Raw genomic sequence first — 19,129 nt, 5'->3', positions numbered from 1 at the left:
CTTTTACATTATGCTTACAAAAAGTCAACAAAATATCATCATTGAAACACTTAAACCTTTTCACCCAAAACGAATAGGTTTGTTTGGTTCTGTTGCTCGAAATGAAGAAACAGCATCGAGTGATATTGATATTTTGTTTTCATTACAAAACCCAATTGGATTATTTACGCTTTCTGATTTGCAATTTGAATTGGAACAAAAGCTTCATAAAAAAGTAGATTTAGTTTCTGAAAATGGATTGAATAAATTTATTAAAGAACGAGTTTTGAGAGAAGTAAAATATATTTATGAAGAATAATTCCAAAATATTTCTTTTACATATTCTTGAATCTATTGAAAAATTAGAAGAAATAACTACAACGACTTCTAAAGAAGAATTTCTAAAAAACTGGATAATTCAGGATGCAATTCTTAAAAACTTTATCGTTATAGGCGAAGCTGTTGCTAATATTGATGAAGAAATAAAGCAACAGTATTCTATAATAAATTGGCGTGGCGCAAAATCGATGCGTAATTTCATTGTTCATGAATATTTCTCTGTTGACTTGAATTTTGTTTGGGAAACAATTTTAAAAACAATTCCTGATTTCAAAAAAGATATTACAACCATCATTAAGGATTTTGATTAAAGATGGAAAATAAAGTTCGATGTGCTTGGTGTGAAAAAGATGATTTGTATCGCGATTATCACGATAACGAATGGGGAAATCCAGTTTATGATGACGAAACAATTTTTGAGTTTTTAGTTTTGGAAACATTTCAAGCCGGATTAAGTTGGTATACCATTTTAAAGAAAAGAGAAAACTTCAGAAAAGCATTTGACAATTTTGATTATAAAAAAATTGTAAAATACGACGAAGATAAAATTCAAGAATTACTTCAAGACGAAGGTATAATCAGAAATAAATTGAAAGTTCGCGGAACGGTTTATAACGCCATTGCTTTTATGAAAGTTCAGGAAGAATTTGGTAGTTTTTCAAAATATATCTGGGGTTTTACAGGCGGAAAACCAATTGACAATCAACCCAAAGTATTGCGAGATATTCCAGCAACTTCTGCAATTTCGGATGCATTAAGTAAAGATTTAAAAAAACGTGGCTTTAAATTTGTAGGTTCAACCGTAGTTTACGCGCACATGCAAGCAACAGGAATGGTGAATGATCACGTTGAGGATTGTTGGAAAAGAGGTTAGTTCATAATTAAAACCAATGTAACATAAAAAATTACTTTTAGATAATAATAGATTACTAATTTTGAAAAAGCAAAAAATATGAAAAAATTATTCCTACTCTTGCTCACAACTTTTACTTTAAGTTGTTGTAACAATGAAGATGACAAACCACAAAACCCTATAGACCAACTACCACCAGCTACACAAACTGGTGCAAACACATTTGGGTGCTTAATTAATGGTGAACCTTTTGTAGTATCAAACACATCAAACCAAACTGCAATATATCAAGGAGGTGTTTTACAAATTGGTGGAAGTATTGATAATTCGGACATGGATGTAAATATAATTTTAAGGATAAGCGAAAGCATTTCTATAAATACAAGTTATAGCTTAACAAATATACCATTTAATCAATCTTTATTCATTAACAACGGAAACGGTTGTTATTATGACTTTGCTAACACTATATCTGGATCGGTAACTATAACAAATTTTGACCAAACTAACTTTATAATTTCAGGCACATTTAATTTTTCTACTGAAACAAATGAATGCGAAAATATAAATATTACTAATGGTCGTTTTGACTTACAATATATACCCTAACTTTTAAAATCTATAAAAAATGAAAAGAATTTTATTATTTCTTTTGTGTTTGGCTACTTTTTACAATGTACAAGCTCAAAACACGGCTTATGCCAATCGTATGCAGTATATATTTGGTAACATCAATAAATCTAAAGTAACTACAGGTTATCTTAAAGAATTTGGAGTACGTTTTGCTAATATAGAAGTTTGTAACGGTAGTTTATCTACCAATAATTATGTCACTTTAAAAGAATGGAATAATTTGTATAATTCTCTTTATTCTATGCGTGTTGGTACAGTTGCCCAGAATATGATTGCACCTAGCGTTGTAAATACCAATTTAAAAACAGCACAAAGCAACTCCAATGATATTCTTATTGCAGTACAACATTTCAATTACCAGCAATATAAAACCAATGCACATACTAATGGTGATGTAATCATTACAAATGATAAAATTTATGATGTTACAGGTAGAAACCCTTACGATAGTAAAACACTATTTGCTATTACGCCATTAAAACAAAACCTACAAGGTAGTAATTTCAATTTCAAACTACCAAGTAATTTAATTTACTCTAATGTTGGAGTTACAATAAGTCAAATTACTGTTGATTTTAACAATGGACAAGGTTATCAAAATATAGCTGTAAATGAAGTTAAAAATATATCTTATACAACTGGTGGAGAAAAAATAATAAAAGTAAAATTTCAATATACAAACGGATCCATCGTTGAAAGTCAGTCTAAAATTTGGGTAGATTACATTAATTCTATCCCAAGTGCACAAGCTCGCTTTAACGGTTTTGGTAGCGATATGTTTTGGGTAAACCATGCGGTTCCAGGAAACAATTGGAATGGTAGTGCTGCCACAGGTCTTGTAACTATTGAATTAGCACCTGGGCATACACAGTTAACAAAACCATTAATTATCATTGAAGGTTTTGATCCTGAAAATAGTTTTAATTATTTGGATTTAATTAATGATGATGGTCCAGGAGGTTTAAATATCCAAATAAGTCAAACTGGACAACCATTTTTAACACTTAACCAAGCGATAGAAGATGAAGATTATGATTTGGTTTTTATCAATTTTGTAAATAGCACCGATTACATTCAACGAAATGCTTATATGGTTGAAGAAGTTATAAGACAAATTAACCAACTTAAAGTAGGAAACGAGAAAAATGTTGTCTTAGGTATGAGTATGGGTGGTTTAGTTGGTCGTTATGCTTTAAGACATATGGAAACTAGTGGCGAAACTCATGAAACTAAACTTTACATCAGTCATGACAGTCCGCATCAAGGTGCAAATGTTCCTCTAGCGGCACAAGCACTTGTTAGGCATCTAGTTGGTGAACAAATATCTCTTCCAGTATTTTTTAGTTTATTTAGTGTTCCTATTGCAGATTTAGAAGACAACGTTGATGGGTTAAGTGACGGTTTTGCCTTATTGCAATCTCCAGCAGCTCAACAAATGTTAATTTACCAATTACAAGGTACAGGTGCTGGAATATCAATAAATAACAGCACATTAAACAGCAGTTTCTTAAATGAATATAAAAATATGGGATATCCTATACAAGACAATATTAGAAACATAGCCATTGCAAACGGTTCAGAATGTGGAAATCCACTCAATTTTAATCCTTATGCAGATATAGTAAATGCAAATATACAAGTTGATTTACCTTTCTTTTTAACAAATATCGCTTTGGCTATTACAAATGGTATTTCAATAAATCCAATTAAAGTAATAACATCGGTTTTGAGTACAAATACAGATTTAAAAGCACAATTTACACTTAAAGCATTACCATCACTTCAGTCAAAACAAATATACAAAGGTAGGATTTACATAAAAAAAACAATTCTATTTGTTATAAATGTAAACGAACCATTAATTAATGAAAAAACCTTAAACTCAAGTTCAACTATGTTGGCATTGGACAATGCTAATGGTGGTATTTATGATATTGAGAATTTTGCTGAGTTACCAACTGAGTTTGAAGATTATGTCTTTCAAAGACGTTTTAATTTTATACCCGCATATAGTAGTTTAGATGTAGGCAGTGGTAATGCAACAATTGTTCCAAGTGATTTAACTAAAAAATATAATCCTCAATCACCTCCATCTGCTCCAAAAAATGTACCTTTTAATAACTTTTTTACAAATTCAATAACAAGTGAAGCTCATATTCAATTTACATTAAACAATGGATTTTGGTTAAGAAATGAAATATCTGGCACTCCTCAAATTTTTTCTTGCTCTTATGCTTGCGATGACAAAGTCAACAACATATCAGGTACAAATCTAATTTGCAATTCAAATTCAGCTACTTTTACAGCGCCAGCAGGCGGAACCTTCTACAATTGGCAAATTATTGATGGTTCACATTTAATTGCTTCCTCAATTGGTTCTAACACACAAAATTTTACAATTACAACACTTTCTACAGGATATGGACGTGTAAAATTACAAGTGACTATGGGAGATGACCCAAACAATACAGGAAACGGGCGTTGTGGAAATGCAGTATTTATTATAAATATTTGGGTGGGTAAGCCTTATGTTTTTGGTGCTAATCCAAATCCTAATGAACTTGAGTATTTTGTAGATGGTACTTTTTGTCCTATTGAATCAACAACATTATGTGCAGGAAATTACAGTGAAGACAACAGCAGGACAATCTGCGTAGCAGGTCTTGATAGTAACTCGCAATGGGAAATTGTGAAACTATCAGGCTATTTTAGTTACAGTCATTACAATGGTATGATTACCATTAACCCATCAGTTCCTGGTGCTTTATCATTTAAAGTAAGAGTTTCCAATAGTTGTGGTATTTCTGATTGGAAAACGTTTACCTATAATGCAATTAATTGTAATTCAAATATAGCATTAAGAAGTACAGAGTCTTCAACTTATATAGTTTATCCAAATCCTTCAAAAGACATTGTTAATATAGATTTAAGAGATAGTAATAATCAACCTGAAATAACCGCCAAAATATCAGGTGAGTTATTCGATTTAATGGGATTTTCTAAAGCAAGAGTTGAAATAATCAACAATAAAGCTATTTTTTCTGTTACAGATATACCAAAAGGAATTTATGTTTTAAAAATATATATTAATGATGAAGTAGAAAGCCATCAAATAGCTGTAGAATAAATCTTTTCTAAATTTCAAAGAACCTGTGTTTTAGATAATAAAAACAGGTTCTTTTTAAATATTTTTTAGATATTTTCAATGAATGGAGTTATGCAATATTTTATATACTCTATAGAAATTTTTTTGGAATTACAAAAAGTCAGTTTTTTATAGTTATGTTTCACCTATCTTCAAAAAATATGATACATTTATTGAGATACTCATGTATCAAAGAAAATCAATCAAACTGTAGATTTCAAAACTCTCATAAAAGTATCTCTCGAAATTTCAAAAGCACCTAATTTTTCCAAATGATCGTTGTGAACTTGACAATCAAGCAACAAGTAATTGTTTTCTTTTAAATAATTAACCAACCATACAAACGCAATTTTACTGGCATTAGAAACTTTGGAAAACATACTTTCACCACAAAAAACATGTCCTAAATCTAAGCCATACAAACCTCCGACTAATTCGTCATTTTGCCAAACTTCAACCGATTTGGCAATTCCCATTTCGTGTAATATAGTGTAAGAAGCAATAATGTCTTCAGTAATCCAAGTTCCTTCTTGACCAATACGTTCAATTTGTTGGCAATTGCGGATAACCTCAGCGAAATTTTGATTGAAAGTAACTTTAAATTTATTCTGATTTATAAGATTTCGAGTGCTTTTCGATACTTTATATAATTTAGGTACGACCACCATTCGTTCTGATGGTGACCACCAAAGAATCGGTTCATCATCACTAAACCAAGGAAAAATACCGTTTTTATACGCCAACAATAATCGCTCAACGGATAAATCGCCTCCAACCGCCAAAATACCTTCATAGGAAGCTTCGTCAACAGGAGGAAAATAAAGTTCTTTGGTTAAAAAATACATTCTTCAATAACAAAAATCAACTACAAAATTCAACTTCAAAAATCATCTCGTCCTAAAAGACGAGACAAAACTCAATTGTAATGAAAAAGCCAGAAATTCAAGTATTACTTAAACTTCTGACTTCTATCTTCTGACTTCTAACTTTCTAGAAAGGTAAGTCGTCGTGTTCTTCTTCTTTAAAATCAGTTGCTGGAGCAAAAGCTTCTGCTGGTGGCATTGGTGCCATAGCTGCAGCTGGTTGTTCTGCTTGAAGTCTTTCGATTCTCCAACCTTGAATATCGTTAAAATATTTAGTTTCTCCTTGTGGATTAACCCATTCTCTTCCTCTAAGATTGATAGAAACTTTTACCGCTTCACCCACATTATAGTTGTTCAACAAATCACATTTATCTTGTACAAAATTGATACTGATAAACTGTGGATATTGCTCTTCTGTAGCCACAACCAATTCTCTTTTTCTAAAGCTAGCACTCACTTGTTGCTCCGCATTTACTACTTTAATTTTTCCGGTAACTTCCATAATTATAATTTAGCTAAAAGTACTTTCCAAGCCGAAAGCACATCATTATTATTCAAATATTCTTTTGCTTTTAACTGAATTTTTTGCTCATCATCTGAACTTAAAACACCTTTCACAGCAAAATTTTGTTTTACAAATATAGTAATTTCTTCTTCGGTTGGCAACGCTTCTACATTTCCTAATTTGCCCAAATCATTTCCATCAAAAACAGTACTTTTTTTGATAAAATCAGGAATAGCATCCACACCAATTCCGAGTGTAACCAAAGGTTTTTCTACTTCAAACAATCCTTGATTGGAACGCGAATACCAATTTCCGCCCAAACGAGAAACCAAATCAATTTTGTTTTGATCAATCGTCCCTTTTTCGTCCAAAACCGCTTCGTTAACATGAATTTTTACGACTTCACAAATAATCAAATTTCCTGCGCCACCTTGATTTCCAAGAGCAATAATTTCGTTGACTTTGCACTCAAATTGCACAGGACTTTCTGCTACACGATACGGTTTTACCATATCCGAAGGCAACATCGTTAAACCAGATTTTATAAATTCATTCACACCATCAGGATATTCCGTACTCGAAAGCGACATTTGTTGAACAATATCATAATTCACCACATTAATCACCACTTGTTTTGTTGCCTGACAATTCTCCAACGTATGTTTAGTTGTATTATTTCTCACGCGTCGTGCAGGCGAAAAAACCAAAATTGGTGGATTGGAACTAAACACATTAAAAAAACTAAACGGCGACAAATTAGGTTTCCCATTACCATCCATCGTACTAGCAAAAGCAATCGGTCTTGGCGCTACAGCACTTTGCAAATAACCTTGTAGTTGCGCCGGAGATAGTGTATGTGGTTCAAAAGAAAGCATGGTTTTTAGTTTTTCCAAAAATACAATTTTAATTCATTTATTATCCATCACAATTTAGTTGAGATTTGGAGCGAAACGTTCGGGAATTCTTGTTGTCCTTTTTCCTGCTATTCGTTTCAATCTTTTTATTGTTTTGTCACATCGAGCGCAGTCGAGATGTTTTTTTTCAAAACAATAAAAAGGATTTCCACTCCTATCAGGGCTAGAAGTCAATCGTCTTGTATAATAGAATATTTTAATGCAAGAAAATTAAATATTCTATTATACTAATAAGAATAAGTAATTCCAAGATTAATAAAACCAGATAATGTATTCATGATTATTTGTTGTGTCATCAAATCATTCTGCATAAAATTATTTTTAAAATTATTTTCCCTAATATTAAAAATATTATTTGAGTTTAAGTAGAAGTTGAGTTTACTTTTTGTTATGTAATTAATTTTGAAGCTTGTATCTAAAATTGGATTCGAATTAGAAAAACTTGAATTAAAAATATGATATGTTGTGTTTAATTTCCAATTAATTTTTTTACTAAAAAGTGTACCATCCAATTTGATAAACGGACTAGTAGTGATTAATTTACTTTTGTTTAAAGAATTTTGTGCTTCAAATGAGTTGAAATTACTAAGATGTATTATTCCAATATCAAAGTTGATCTTATTCTTAAAATATGATTTTAAACTAAAGTCAAAGGAATTTTGATTAAAGCTATTGTCATTTAGAAGATTATTAGTTAAAGTTTTGCTATTAGAGAATGTATTAGTAGCGGAAAAGTTTACTGCAAGAGGAATTGTTTTTAATTTTTTACTAAAGAAAGAATTAAAAATAAGACTATTTCCATAATCGATATATCTATATTCTTGTTGGGTTACTATATTTGAGTTAATAAAATTGTTTATTATTTGATTTCTATTGTCGTTATACATTACAAAAAAGTTCGCAAAAATATTTTTTGTAATATCTGTGTAAAATAGACCTGTATTAAAATTATCAGATAACATTTCTTGACTTCTTAAACTACTTTTCAACCAAAAAGTTCTTTGATTTTCAAGTAAATTTCCTGAAATAAAATTATTTATATTTGGATTGTTTTGCTTCATAGAATACCCAATAAAACAACTGAATTTTTCAAGTATTTTAAAACTTAAATTAATTGATGGTAATATCAAATTTATTTTTTCATTGAAAGTATTAGGTTTAAATTGATTATTGTTGACATATTCAACACCGATTGTAGATTTGATTTTTTTAGTTAATGTTGATGAAAATGAAACACTGAGATTATTACTTAAAATACTAAATGTGTCTTTAAATTTATAATCTGAACTAATATTTGAATTATTTGTTAAAGTTTCATTATCGATAATCGAATTAAATTTTACTATTAAATCACTTTTTTTAAGTTTAATAGATGCTTTTGCTTTCACTCCAAAACTAATCCATTGATAATTTGTAGTTTGGTTTATATTTTTTTCATCAAAATCAAAACCGATAAAATTTTTATTAGAAATAAAATTCTTATCGGTTTTATTAAAACTGTAATCATTAAAAACTGCACCTTCAATTAAAAAAATTTTAGAAATTTTTGATTTGTATGTGCCATTAAAGCCAACTTTTAAACTATTTAATTCTGTTTGATTTTTAAATAATGTTTGGTCTTGATTGTCAACAATAACATTGTTTAAATCCTGATTTTGCTCATCCATACTCATAAAGAGGTAACCATTTGTTTGAAAATAGTCTTTATCATTTATTTTATTTTCAAACTTAATTATGTTTGAAGAATATAGTGATTTCCCTATAGATTGATAATCATCCAATATAGCTGAACTAACTCTATCTAAGAAAGTTTGAAGACTTTTATTATTTTCTGTTAATCGAGTTTGATTTAAGATAGAAATGAACTCAAAACGTTTATTTTTAGTTGGCTTTTTTGCAAAATTTACAGTGTTATTTTTAGTAGAAATTGTATTTATATTATCCTGAGAAAATATAAAAGGTGGAAGGCCATTTTCGTTTGACGTGGTTATTCCTGTTGAGAATTTATCAACTAATAAATTCTTACCAGCTATCTTTCGCATTTCTATATAATCAATAGGAGAAAAAATATTTTCATTCAGATTATTAAAATCTGTTATAATATTTAATTTGGATTTTTTTCCAAAATTATAAAGATTACTGTGAAGCTTATATCGTTCTTTAATTCCGCCTTCAGCATCAAAATTACCTTTGAATAAATCTCGGAACTTTTTTTTAATACCAATATTTAATGCAGTTTGTCCATTGTTTTCAAAACCATCAATATTTGACAAATCTTTATAATTTTTAAGCATTTGAATTTTCTCTATCATTTCAGCAGTTAAATTTTCAATCGCTAACTGATGATTGTTTTTAAAAAATTCATCTCCATCTATTAAAAGATTATCAATAATTACTCCTTTAAATTTAATTTTTTTATTGTTGTCTATTGTAATTCCTGGTAGTTTTTCAAGTATATCCTTCAACTTTAATTCTGAACCGACTAAAAGATTATTTAAATTGTATGTTAGAGTATCATTTTTTTCAACAATATCTTGTTGTTTTTTTTCAATTACTACTTCTTTTAACTCATTAACTCTTTCTTTTAGAACAACATTTAAGTCCTTTAAACTAAAAATTTCTAACTCTTGTTTTTCATAAAAAAAATGTGTTATTTTAAGTACTAGAGGAAAAGAAATTTCTTTTATTTTAAATGAGAAAAAACCAATTTCATTTGACTTTGAAAATGTTATCAACTCATTATTTTCTAATTTTAATAACTGAATATTCGCATTAGAAATTGGCCTTTGCATTTCATCTATAACTTTTCCTTTTAATTCTTGTGAGTGTAAGTTAACAGAATAAAACATTAGAAGAAAAAGGTATATTTTGAATCTCATTTATTTCTAGTATTTAGCAAGTAAGTGAAAAAAATTACTAAGTAAAAACTAATTTTTTTACTACTCAAGAACTGTTACTTACTACTTGAATTAACTTTCCTCATCAATTCAGCGTAGGTAAAAGTCTTCTTATCCAAAACAGGTTGTTCAACTTTTATTTTTTCTTTTTTAAATTTTACCTCATAAGCATTTATCTCTAGAAAAGAGAGCTTAATTTTTAAGATTAAACCAGGTAATCCGTTAAATCTTGCTGGTCCATTTGCAATGGGTATATCCTCAGTAAACCATGCTATTACTTCATTCCCATAACTATTTGATTTTGCCTTCTTACACTTATAGCCTAAAAAAATTTCTGTTTCATTTAAAATTTCCCAATTCCATTCTACAATGTCGTCGTAGACATTAAATTTTTCATCAAGAAATAACTCCTCATAAATTTTATTTTTATTGAAATCTTTAAATATAAATTTTTCTTTAGTTTTTATGTCAAATGGTGCTGATTTTATAAACTTTTTAATTGTATCACCATTTTCTGTTATTAATGTGGTCTCAGAAACCTCTTCTGTTTCAAATTTTTTTTGAATCTTTTCATTAAGATAACTTGATTGATTTTCATCAGTTATTAACTTGTAGGAATAAAAATTTGGTTCGTAAATTATTTGAAGATTTTTTGGCAACTCTTTAAACTCAACTGAATTTAAATTTATTTCATTCTCAAAGTATTTTATCTCAACAGATTGAGAAAAACAAAAAGTTCCACAGATAGTATATATTATTAAAAAAAACTTTTTCATAAGTTAAAGTTTAGCTCGTAAATAATCAACTTAGAATAAATTGTAAGTTGCCTATTTACGAGCAAAAATTGAATTAAAAGTTAACACAAGTTGTTGTCACAGTTGATGAGCTTCCACTTCCTCCAAGTGAATAACAATTAGTACAAATTGATTGAGGAATTAGAACAATTTCATCTTTAACACCTGCCATAGTAAACACTTTTTTAACTTCTGCTCTATACCAAGTATATTGACTTGTATAAGCGCAACTAACTTCTTCAGTTTCCTGACAGTTTGTTGATAAATTTTCTTTTTCAACAGTATTCGCAAAAGTAACTGCTGAAAACATAAACGCTGCAATCATTAAATTTTTTTTCATTGTATAAAATATTTAAAATTATACACGCTAAACAAAAAAAAAAAAATGACTTGTGCAAATTTATTTACAATTATTTCAAAACTTTAACATTAATGATTTAATTTTAAAAATGTCTTAAAACTGTTTTTTGAATTTCAAAAAACAACATTTTTATTACTTTTGGCTATATTTATAAAAAATTTCAATGCAATTTTCCGAAAGAAGAAACACAACTCGCTGGATAATCATAATGACATCGTTCGTTATTGTAAGTTTGATTCTTTGGAACACGTATTCCTTTTTTCAAATCTTTAAAAGTGAAGAACGTGTCAAAATGAAAAATTGGGCATTGGCACAAAAAAAAATCAATACCGATGACCTAAACGCTGATTTAGAATTGCCGTTTGCCATTATTGAAAATCCTACTATTCCAATCATTTTATCTATTAACGACTCAATTACAAGCACCATAAATATTGATGACGATATTGTAAAAGACAAAAGAAAACTCAAAAATTATTTAGAAAAACTTAAACTGCAAAACAGTCCTATTGTTATGGAGATTTCAAAAGGAAAATCGCAGTATTTGTATTATGGCGATTCTTCTATGCTCAATAAATTAAAATATTATCCTATTGCCTTATTACTTATCATTTTTCTTTTTGGAACTGTTGTTTATAATTTTTATCGTAGTACCAAAATGGCAACTCAAAACAAGCTTTGGGCAGGAATGGCAAAAGAAACGGCACATCAAATTGGAACGCCATTATCATCGCTAATCGGTTGGCTCGAAATCATGAAAGCCGACAATGTAGATGAAACTACAGTTTCCGAAATAGAAAAAGACATCAATAGACTGCAAACCATAACAGATAGATTTTCAAAAATTGGATCAGAGCCAATACTTGAACCCAAAAACATTATTGAAGAAACGGAACAATCGTTTGAGTATTTAAAATCACGTTTTTCTAAACAAGTTATCTTCTCTTTCAAAGCGCCAGAACAACCAATTTTAGTTTCTTTGAATTCGGCACTTCACAGCTGGACAATTGAAAACTTAGTGAAAAATGCTATTGATGCTATGAAAGGTCGCGGAACACTTTCTATAGAAATCTTTGAAGAAAATAATTTGGTAAAAATTCTCGTTAGCGATAGCGGAAAAGGAATTCCAAAAAAACAATTCAAACGCGTTTTTGAACCAGGTTTTACAACAAAAAAACGTGGTTGGGGTTTGGGTTTATCGCTCACAAAACGAATTGTAGAAGAATATCACAAGGGAAAAATTAGAGTTCTACATTCCGAAATTGATAAAGGAACAACGTTACAAGTCTCGTTTAAAAAAGACATAAAAAAAACGCCTCAAAAATGAGGCGTTTTTTTATAAATTGTTTTGAATTGCTTGGGCTAACGCTTCAAATTCTTCTTTTGTGAGTGAAGTTTTTCGCTGAAAACGCATATCATCCATATCTTGCAACGGAATTAAATGTACGTGCGTATGTGGCACTTCAAGTCCAACAACAGCAACGCCAATTCTTTTACATTCTACTGTTTTTTCTAATGCTTTTGCCACTTTTCTTGAGAATTTCATCAATCCAAGATAGTCTTCTTCTTCCATGTCAAAAATCTTATTGATTTCTTCCTTCGGAATACAAAGTGTATGACCTTTTGCATTTGGATTTACATCTAAAAAAGCCAAATAATTTTCATCTTCGGCTACTTTGTAGCAAGGAATTTCTCCGTTAATAATTTTGGTGAAAACACTAGCCATAATTAGTCTCTTGTAATTTCTAAAACTTCAAAATTTAATTTTCCGTTTGGAACCGTAATCTCGGCAATCTCACCTACTGATTTTCCTAATAATCCTTTTCCGATTGGCGAAGTAACTGAAATTTTACCTGATTTTAAATCGGCTTCGCTTTCAGCAACCAATGTGTATTTCAACTCCATTCCGTTGGCTTGATTTTTAATTTTCACATTAGACAAAACCAAAACCTTAGAAGTATCCAAGTGACTTTCGTCAATTAATCTAGCATTAGCATGAACTTCTTCTAATTTTGCGATACGCATTTCTAACATTCCTTGTGCTTCTTTTGCCGCATCATATTCTGCATTTTCAGACAAGTCGCCTTTGTCTCTAGCTTCTGCAATTGCTTGTGATGCCTTTGGTCTTTCTATGCTTTTTAATTGATCTAATTCTTCTCTTAATTTTTTTAATCCTTCTGCTGTGTAATAAGATACTGTACTCATAATTTCTTCCTTTATATAAATAGAAAAAATCCCATCGCAACGGGATTTCTTTTTGCAAAGATACTGTTTTTGATTTGATTTAAATTTGTTTCACACAATAGTGTTTGTCAAAGTTAAATAATTTATTTTTGTTTACTCAAATAATTAGAAATAAAATTTAGATGAAAAAAATTGCTATTATTATTTTATTCCTTGGTTTGGCAATAGGATGTGAATCGGAAGGTTTTAACAATCGAAATCCATACATTCCAAATGTTCAAGTAAATTGGATGATTGATTTAAGTTTGCCGTTATATAGTAATCTAAATTTCGCAACAAATAAAGCTACAAATTTCTCTCAAGGAGTTAGAGGAGTCGTTGTTTTTAGTTTAGGAAACAATAATTTTGTGGCATTCGAAATGGCATGTCCAAATCAAGAATTAAGTTCCTGTTCAACAATGACAATTGACGGTTTAAATGCCGTTTGTCCATGTGATGAAGCTGAATATAGCCTTTTTACAGGGCAAAGCGAAGGAAAACAATATCCATTAAAACAATACCGTGTTGAAGTTAATGGAAATACATTATTGGTTTACAATTAAAAAAAATCCCGTCCAGTTTTAAACTCGACGGGATTTTTTAATTAAAATTTCAACGTTACTCCGGCTAAGAAATTTATTCCTGCTTGTGGATAAAATCCAGCGCCTTCTTGTGTTATAATATTTCCAGGATTACTAAAATCGTCATCAAAGGTATAGAAATAACCATTAGACTCATATTCTAAATCAAATAGGTTATTTACCAATGCCGAGAAAACCATCGATTTTAAACCTTTATTGATTTTCCATTCATAAGAAATGTTCAAATCACTAACAAAATAAGCGTCTAACTTTGAATTTTCCGAGTCGATATTTCCCATGTATTGTTCGCTCACAAATTTTGAAAGAAATGAAACTTGAAAATCATTTATTGGCAAAAATGTAATTCGGTTTCCTGCTACTAAATTCGGCGAAAATGCAATATCTGTATTGCCTAAATTCTGTAAAATACCATCTTGTTGAAAGTAGAAATCACGATTCTTATTTTGACTAAAAGTAACATTTGGGTTCCAAATTAATTTGTCTGTGATTGCAATTACTGATTCAACTTCTAAACCTATTCGATAACTTTTTCCGCTATTGGTGAAAACAGGCGAACCAACATCGTTTAAAGCACCAGTTAAAACCAATTGATCTTGGTAATTCATATAAAATGCATTGGCAGAAACTTTCACTTTTTTAGATGAATATTTCCAACCCAATTCATAATCAAACAAACGTTCTGGTTTGATTGCTCCAGCTTCATAATCATCGCGTCTTGGTTCTTTATTGGCAATTCCAAAATAACCATAAAAAGAATTTTTATCGTTTAATTGATAATTCAAACCAGCTTTCGGGTTAAAAAATCGAAACGTATCGTTTACATCATCAAAACGGAAACTTGTTGCTTGATAAAAGACCATACGATATTGTACATCCGCAAAAAGATTAAGCTTTCCTACTTGCTGTGATGCTTTTGCATAAACATTTACATCGTCTTTGTTTCCAAAATTATCATAATAACGATTGGAATTTGGCACATAAAATTGTGTCCAAACAACTTCTCCAAAATGATCACCTAAGTAGCGATTTGCTGCTCCGCCAACTAAAATATCGGTGTTTTTTGTTTTATAATTTAATGAAAAAGTAGCACCAAAAAAATCGTTGTCTAGCCATCTTTTTCTAACCAAATCAGTTATTGTATTTCCTTCAAAATTAGGCAAGTTGTAATCTGAAAACGTTTCATCTTCTCGATATTGTTCAAAATAGCCTTTTCCTTTAGTATAGTGCAACGCTGCATTTGAAATCCATTTTTCAGACCATTTTTCAGACCAATGCAACTGAAAATGATTTTGCCAATAATTATCGGTTTCATCATCATAGAATTTCATGTTTCCGTTTTCGTCAAAATACATACCAGCAACGTTAAACGTTCTGTCGTTTTTCAACTTTTCTGGATCTTCAATTCCATACCAAGCTTGATATGTTTTTTCTTTTCCACCAAAAGCAAGAAACTTAATCAAAGTGTTTTCTTTGACATAATTTCCATTGAAGAAATAACCAAACATTTTGGATGAAGCTCTGTCGATAAATCCATCCGAGGCAATATTGGAAAGTCTTGCGTTGATTTCAAAATTGTTATGCAAACCGGTTCCAAAAGCCAACGTGTGTTTTCGAGTTCCAAAACTTCCTGCGGAATTTGCAATTTCTGCATAGGCTTTCTCTTGATACGACTTGGTTTGCATGTTTAAACTTGCGCCAAAAGCTCCTGCACCATTAGTCGATGTTCCAACGCCACGTTGCAGCTGGACACTTTCCAACGACGAAGCAAAATCGGGCAAATTGACAAAAAATGTTCCTTGACTTTCGCTGTCATTGAATGGAATTCCGTTGAGCGTAACGTTAATTCGCGAACCATCGGCACCACGAACTCTCATGTAAGTATAACCAACACCATTTCCTGCATCGGTTGTAGAAACTACAGATGGCAAATAATTGAGTAAAATGGGAATGTCTTGACCTAAATTTCGTGGCGCAATTTCTTCCTTAGAAACATTAGAAAAAGTGATTGGATTTTTGCCTTTTGCTCTAACAGAAGAAACTGTTACTTCGTTAAGCTGATTGACTTTTGTGGTGTCTTGCACTTTTTCTTGGGAGAAAGAGAGAAAAGAGAAAAGAGAAAAACAAATAGTTGTTGCTAATTTTTCCCTAGTTTGTACTTTGTACTTTGTACTGTTTTTGAATAAAATTTCCATTCGTAAAATAAATTATACGAATAAAAAGAGGTAATTATTCTTAGTTAAAAAATAAAAAATGTTTGTTTCCTGTGACAAATAGATTCCGAAACGAGTTCGGAATGACATACTAAGTCACTTTTCCCTAAACAGCATTACCTGTTCTAGGTTCATTGGGTATAATCTCAGCTCGTAATTTTGAGCACCCCTTTTTGAGACGAAGCAAAAGTAAAAAAGATTTTTAGATTATTAGAATTTTGGACCAATTAGATTTTACAAATCAGGTTTTTTTCTGTTTTGCTTTACTTCAGAATTGGTTTTTTTGTCTTTAATTCTTTTTTCAACAACTGATCTTGGCACTGAAGTTGGTTTTCTTTTCTTTGGAACAACTAATGCTTTTTTAAGTATTTCCAAAAAACGTTTGGTAACAATTTCTTTATTTTTCAGTTGACTTCGGTCTTCATCGCAGTTTAAAATCAAAATGTTTTCTGAAGTTAATTTGGTTGCCAATTTTTCAGAAATAAGTATTTTTTGCTCTTCAGAAAGTGCTTGAGATGCATTCAAATCAAAAGTCAAAACCACTTTTGAGGAAACTTTGTTTACGTTTTGTCCGCCAGCACCAGAACTTCTAACGGCTTTGTATTGCAATTCAGTTAAAAGTAAATCAGTTTTCATATTGTGATTGATGCGCTGGTTTTAATAAATCGTTTACCGTTTTAACCGGATTGAATGTTAAGAGCGGAACTTCTACAAAAACAGTTATCCATTTTGCCATTGCACCATTCCAAAGCCCTGGTAGTTCATATCCTTTCAGTTCTTTTCCTTTGTTGTTTTTTTGAACAATAAATCCAGATGTATTATCAACAAACTGTGTTAAATCAAATTTATTTCCTTGATAATCTTTGATTGCACAAACTAAATCAACAGGATTAAAATGAGTTGCTTTTGATAAAATTTCATTTTGAACAAAATCGTTTGTATCAACTTGAGAACTTTCAACAATTTGGAGCGATAAATTACCTTTTGAATTTCTTACCCAAAATGGTCCGCCGCCAGGTTCGCCTTCGTTTTTAACCATTCCACAAACGCGAATTGGTCGGTTTAATTTGGTTTTGATGAATTCAATTTTGTGTTCAAATGTAAACTTTTGAAAATCATCTCTAACCTTGATATTAAGTTTTGATTTCATAAAATCAACAACATTTTCCACTTCATTTTCTTGAAATTCTTGCTTTCCGATTGCATTCAAAATGGCAAAAATCTCTTCTTGAAATTCAAGTAAAATTCCAGCCAAACCTTTTTTATACAAAGTAATTTCTTTGATGTGATTTTGAATTACATTATCAATATTTTTGATGAAAATCACATCGGCATCAAGTGAATTCAAGTTGTTTATTAACGCGCCGTGTCCGCCAGGACGAAATACTAATTGTCCGTTTTCGTTGCGAAATGGTTGGTTATTCAAGTTAACAGCAATCGTATCCGTTGATTTATGCTGATAAGAATATGTCACATTTAAAGTGGTTTCGGTCTTATTTTCCACTTTTTCTTTAACATTTTCTACAATTTTACGAAATAAAGTTTCATGATTTTCTGAAACAGTAAAATGTAAGTGCGACACCGAATTTGAAGTGGCATAAAAGGCACATTCATTCAAATGTTCTTCCACTGGAGTTGCAATGTGTGATTGATATTTGTGAAAATCTAAAACACCTTTTGGTTTATTTGCAAAATCAAAATAATCGCTGGACAACATCGTTTTGATGAAATGATAACTTTTTTCATGACTTTCTAACGAATAATAGTCAGGAACTAACGATTTAACCTTCGATTTTATTTCTTCAAAAAAAGGAAACTTCTCAATTCCTGCTAAAAAGGTTGGAAGATTTTTGTCTTTCTTTCTATTAATGTATGCATTAATCGTTTCATTTTCTATATCAAAATCATTAAGAAATTCACTCAAAAATTTGAACATTCGACTGGCAGCACCAGATGCTGGAACGAATTTTTTCAACTTTAAAGCTGATTTTTTTTCGTCAAAAAATGCTGATTTTGAATTGAATTCATCTTCAGAGAGTTTTAAAATCCCATCATCAATTTTTGCTGGACGAGCCAAATACATTTTTGGAATTCCAGTTTGGAAAATAGCAAGTTCTGCTTCAATTTTAGTCAAATCAATTCCATGTTCGTTAATTTGATTAAAATCGGCTTCTGTAAATCCGTATGTGTTGACTAATTTGTCTTTTGTTGTAAAATTTTCTTCCATTCTAAATAACCATAAATGGCGATAATTGTGAAAAATACATATTGAATACTCGTGAAAGTATATCCTTTAGCAAAATACATTGGGATAGAAATTATATCACCAATTATCCATAAAATCCAGTTTTCTATCTTTCGTCTTGCCATTAACCACATTCCAACGAAAAATATTCCTGTTACAAATGTATCAATATAGGATGTCCAATGTGTTAATTTATCAAAAAAGATATAAACCGAAATAACTAATGCTATACTTGCAAGAAATAGTAACATTCCTTTTTTTATTTCGGAAGAAGTAATTTTTGAAATAGGAAATTCATCGACTTTGTCTTTTTTTCTTGTCCAAATATACCAACCATAAACACTCATGATTACATAGTAAAAATTAATCATCATGTCGCCAAGCAATGACCATTCCCAAAGTAAATAAACATAAATTGCAGTATTGATAATTCCAGTTGGAAAGACCAAAATATTATTTTTTTTGGCAAACCAAACGCTCAATAATCCAAAAAAAATTGCAGTTAACTCTAACGCAATTTCATAGTTAGGATAATTTTTATATTGAGAAAAAAGGAAATCTATCAT

Annotated in this window: 19 protein-coding genes; 7 read left to right on the top strand and 12 right to left on the bottom strand. The window is 30.2% G+C overall.

What is annotated here, in order from left to right; all coding sequences use genetic code 11:
- The first annotated feature begins 10 nt into the window (after nt 1–10).
- From BC748_RS06405 to BC748_RS06385, 5 genes are all read left to right on the top strand, one after another.
- Complete coding sequence (locus BC748_RS06405; RefSeq protein WP_133532635.1) at nt 11–298, top strand: nucleotidyltransferase family protein; 288 nt, start codon at nt 11–13, stop codon at nt 296–298.
- Nucleotides 288–629 carry a HepT-like ribonuclease domain-containing protein gene (locus BC748_RS06400; protein ID WP_133532634.1) on the top strand — a complete coding sequence of 114 codons (342 nt, stop codon included), beginning with the start codon at nt 288–290 and terminating at the stop codon, nt 627–629. The genes BC748_RS06405 and BC748_RS06400 overlap by 11 nt, the downstream gene beginning before the upstream one ends.
- Nucleotides 630–631: 2 nt before the next feature.
- Nucleotides 632–1,192 (top strand): DNA-3-methyladenine glycosylase I, encoded by a 561-nt coding sequence (locus BC748_RS06395; RefSeq protein ID WP_133532633.1) that lies wholly within the window; start codon nt 632–634, stop codon nt 1,190–1,192.
- A 78-nt stretch (nt 1,193–1,270) separates the two neighbouring features.
- Nucleotides 1,271–1,780 (top strand): Riean_0653 family protein, encoded by a 510-nt coding sequence (locus tag BC748_RS06390; protein WP_133532632.1) that lies wholly within the window; start codon nt 1,271–1,273, stop codon nt 1,778–1,780.
- A gap of 19 nt (nt 1,781–1,799) precedes the next feature.
- Nucleotides 1,800–4,931 (top strand): T9SS type A sorting domain-containing protein, encoded by a 3,132-nt coding sequence (locus tag BC748_RS06385; RefSeq protein ID WP_133532631.1) that lies wholly within the window; start codon nt 1,800–1,802, stop codon nt 4,929–4,931.
- A gap of 221 nt (nt 4,932–5,152) precedes the next feature.
- On the opposite strand, the gene aat is transcribed toward BC748_RS06385, so the two are convergent.
- From aat to BC748_RS06355, 6 genes are all read right to left on the bottom strand, one after another.
- Nucleotides 5,153–5,794, bottom strand: a complete 642-nt coding sequence (gene aat / locus BC748_RS06380; RefSeq protein WP_133532630.1) for a leucyl/phenylalanyl-tRNA--protein transferase — start codon at nt 5,792–5,794, stop codon at nt 5,153–5,155.
- Between the two features lie 145 nt (nt 5,795–5,939).
- Nucleotides 5,940–6,314, bottom strand: coding sequence for a DUF3127 domain-containing protein (locus BC748_RS06375; RefSeq protein ID WP_133532629.1), 375 nt, complete (start codon nt 6,312–6,314; stop codon nt 5,940–5,942).
- Between the two features lie 2 nt (nt 6,315–6,316).
- The gene (locus BC748_RS06370; protein ID WP_133532694.1) at nt 6,317–7,192 is read right to left on the bottom strand and encodes a flavin reductase family protein; all 876 of its coding nucleotides are present in this window, start codon (nt 7,190–7,192) and stop codon (nt 6,317–6,319) included.
- A gap of 266 nt (nt 7,193–7,458) precedes the next feature.
- Complete coding sequence (locus tag BC748_RS06365; RefSeq protein WP_133532628.1) at nt 7,459–10,110, bottom strand: peptidase associated/transthyretin-like domain-containing protein; 2,652 nt, start codon at nt 10,108–10,110, stop codon at nt 7,459–7,461.
- Between the two features lie 74 nt (nt 10,111–10,184).
- Nucleotides 10,185–10,904, bottom strand: coding sequence for a GLPGLI family protein (locus tag BC748_RS06360; RefSeq protein WP_133532627.1), 720 nt, complete (start codon nt 10,902–10,904; stop codon nt 10,185–10,187).
- Nucleotides 10,905–10,977: 73 nt separating this feature from the next.
- Entirely contained in the window at nt 10,978–11,262 is a 285-nt protein-coding gene (locus BC748_RS06355; RefSeq protein WP_133532626.1) for a hypothetical protein, read from the bottom strand.
- A 184-nt stretch (nt 11,263–11,446) separates the two neighbouring features.
- Here BC748_RS06355 and BC748_RS06350 point away from each other — a divergent pair, with 184 nt between their 5' ends.
- Nucleotides 11,447–12,610, top strand: coding sequence for a sensor histidine kinase (locus BC748_RS06350; RefSeq protein ID WP_133532625.1), 1,164 nt, complete (start codon nt 11,447–11,449; stop codon nt 12,608–12,610).
- Nucleotides 12,611–12,619: 9 nt separating this feature from the next.
- Here BC748_RS06350 and BC748_RS06345 read toward each other — a convergent pair whose 3' ends face one another.
- Nucleotides 12,620–13,009: an HIT family protein gene (locus BC748_RS06345; RefSeq protein ID WP_133532624.1), complete on the bottom strand. Its 390-nt coding sequence runs from the start codon at nt 13,007–13,009 to the stop codon at nt 12,620–12,622.
- A 2-nt stretch (nt 13,010–13,011) separates the two neighbouring features.
- A complete protein-coding gene (gene greA / locus BC748_RS06340) occupies nt 13,012–13,488 on the bottom strand; it encodes a transcription elongation factor GreA (RefSeq protein ID WP_133532623.1) in 477 nt (158 codons plus the stop codon).
- Nucleotides 13,489–13,649: 161 nt separating this feature from the next.
- Here greA and BC748_RS06335 point away from each other — a divergent pair, with 161 nt between their 5' ends.
- Nucleotides 13,650–14,069, top strand: a complete 420-nt coding sequence (locus BC748_RS06335; protein ID WP_133532622.1) for a Rieske (2Fe-2S) protein — start codon at nt 13,650–13,652, stop codon at nt 14,067–14,069.
- Nucleotides 14,070–14,110: 41 nt separating this feature from the next.
- Here BC748_RS06335 and BC748_RS06330 read toward each other — a convergent pair whose 3' ends face one another.
- From BC748_RS06330 to pnuC, 4 genes are all read right to left on the bottom strand, one after another.
- The gene (locus tag BC748_RS06330) at nt 14,111–16,300 is read right to left on the bottom strand and encodes a TonB-dependent receptor (protein WP_133532621.1); all 2,190 of its coding nucleotides are present in this window, start codon (nt 16,298–16,300) and stop codon (nt 14,111–14,113) included.
- A 252-nt stretch (nt 16,301–16,552) separates the two neighbouring features.
- Complete coding sequence (gene arfB / locus BC748_RS06325; protein WP_133532620.1) at nt 16,553–16,954, bottom strand: alternative ribosome rescue aminoacyl-tRNA hydrolase ArfB; 402 nt, start codon at nt 16,952–16,954, stop codon at nt 16,553–16,555.
- Complete coding sequence (locus BC748_RS06320; RefSeq protein ID WP_133532619.1) at nt 16,944–18,545, bottom strand: DUF4301 family protein; 1,602 nt, start codon at nt 18,543–18,545, stop codon at nt 16,944–16,946. The genes arfB and BC748_RS06320 overlap by 11 nt, the downstream gene beginning before the upstream one ends.
- Nucleotides 18,512–19,129: a nicotinamide riboside transporter PnuC gene (pnuC, locus tag BC748_RS06315; protein ID WP_133532618.1), complete on the bottom strand. Its 618-nt coding sequence runs from the start codon at nt 19,127–19,129 to the stop codon at nt 18,512–18,514. The genes BC748_RS06320 and pnuC overlap by 34 nt, the downstream gene beginning before the upstream one ends.

The organism is Flavobacterium dankookense, from assembly GCF_004362665.1.
GTDB classification, from domain to species: Bacteria; Bacteroidota; Bacteroidia; order Flavobacteriales; family Flavobacteriaceae; genus Flavobacterium; species Flavobacterium dankookense.
The sequence above is the reverse complement of the archived record's forward strand: the minus strand, read 5'-3'. Positions and strand labels throughout refer to the sequence as shown.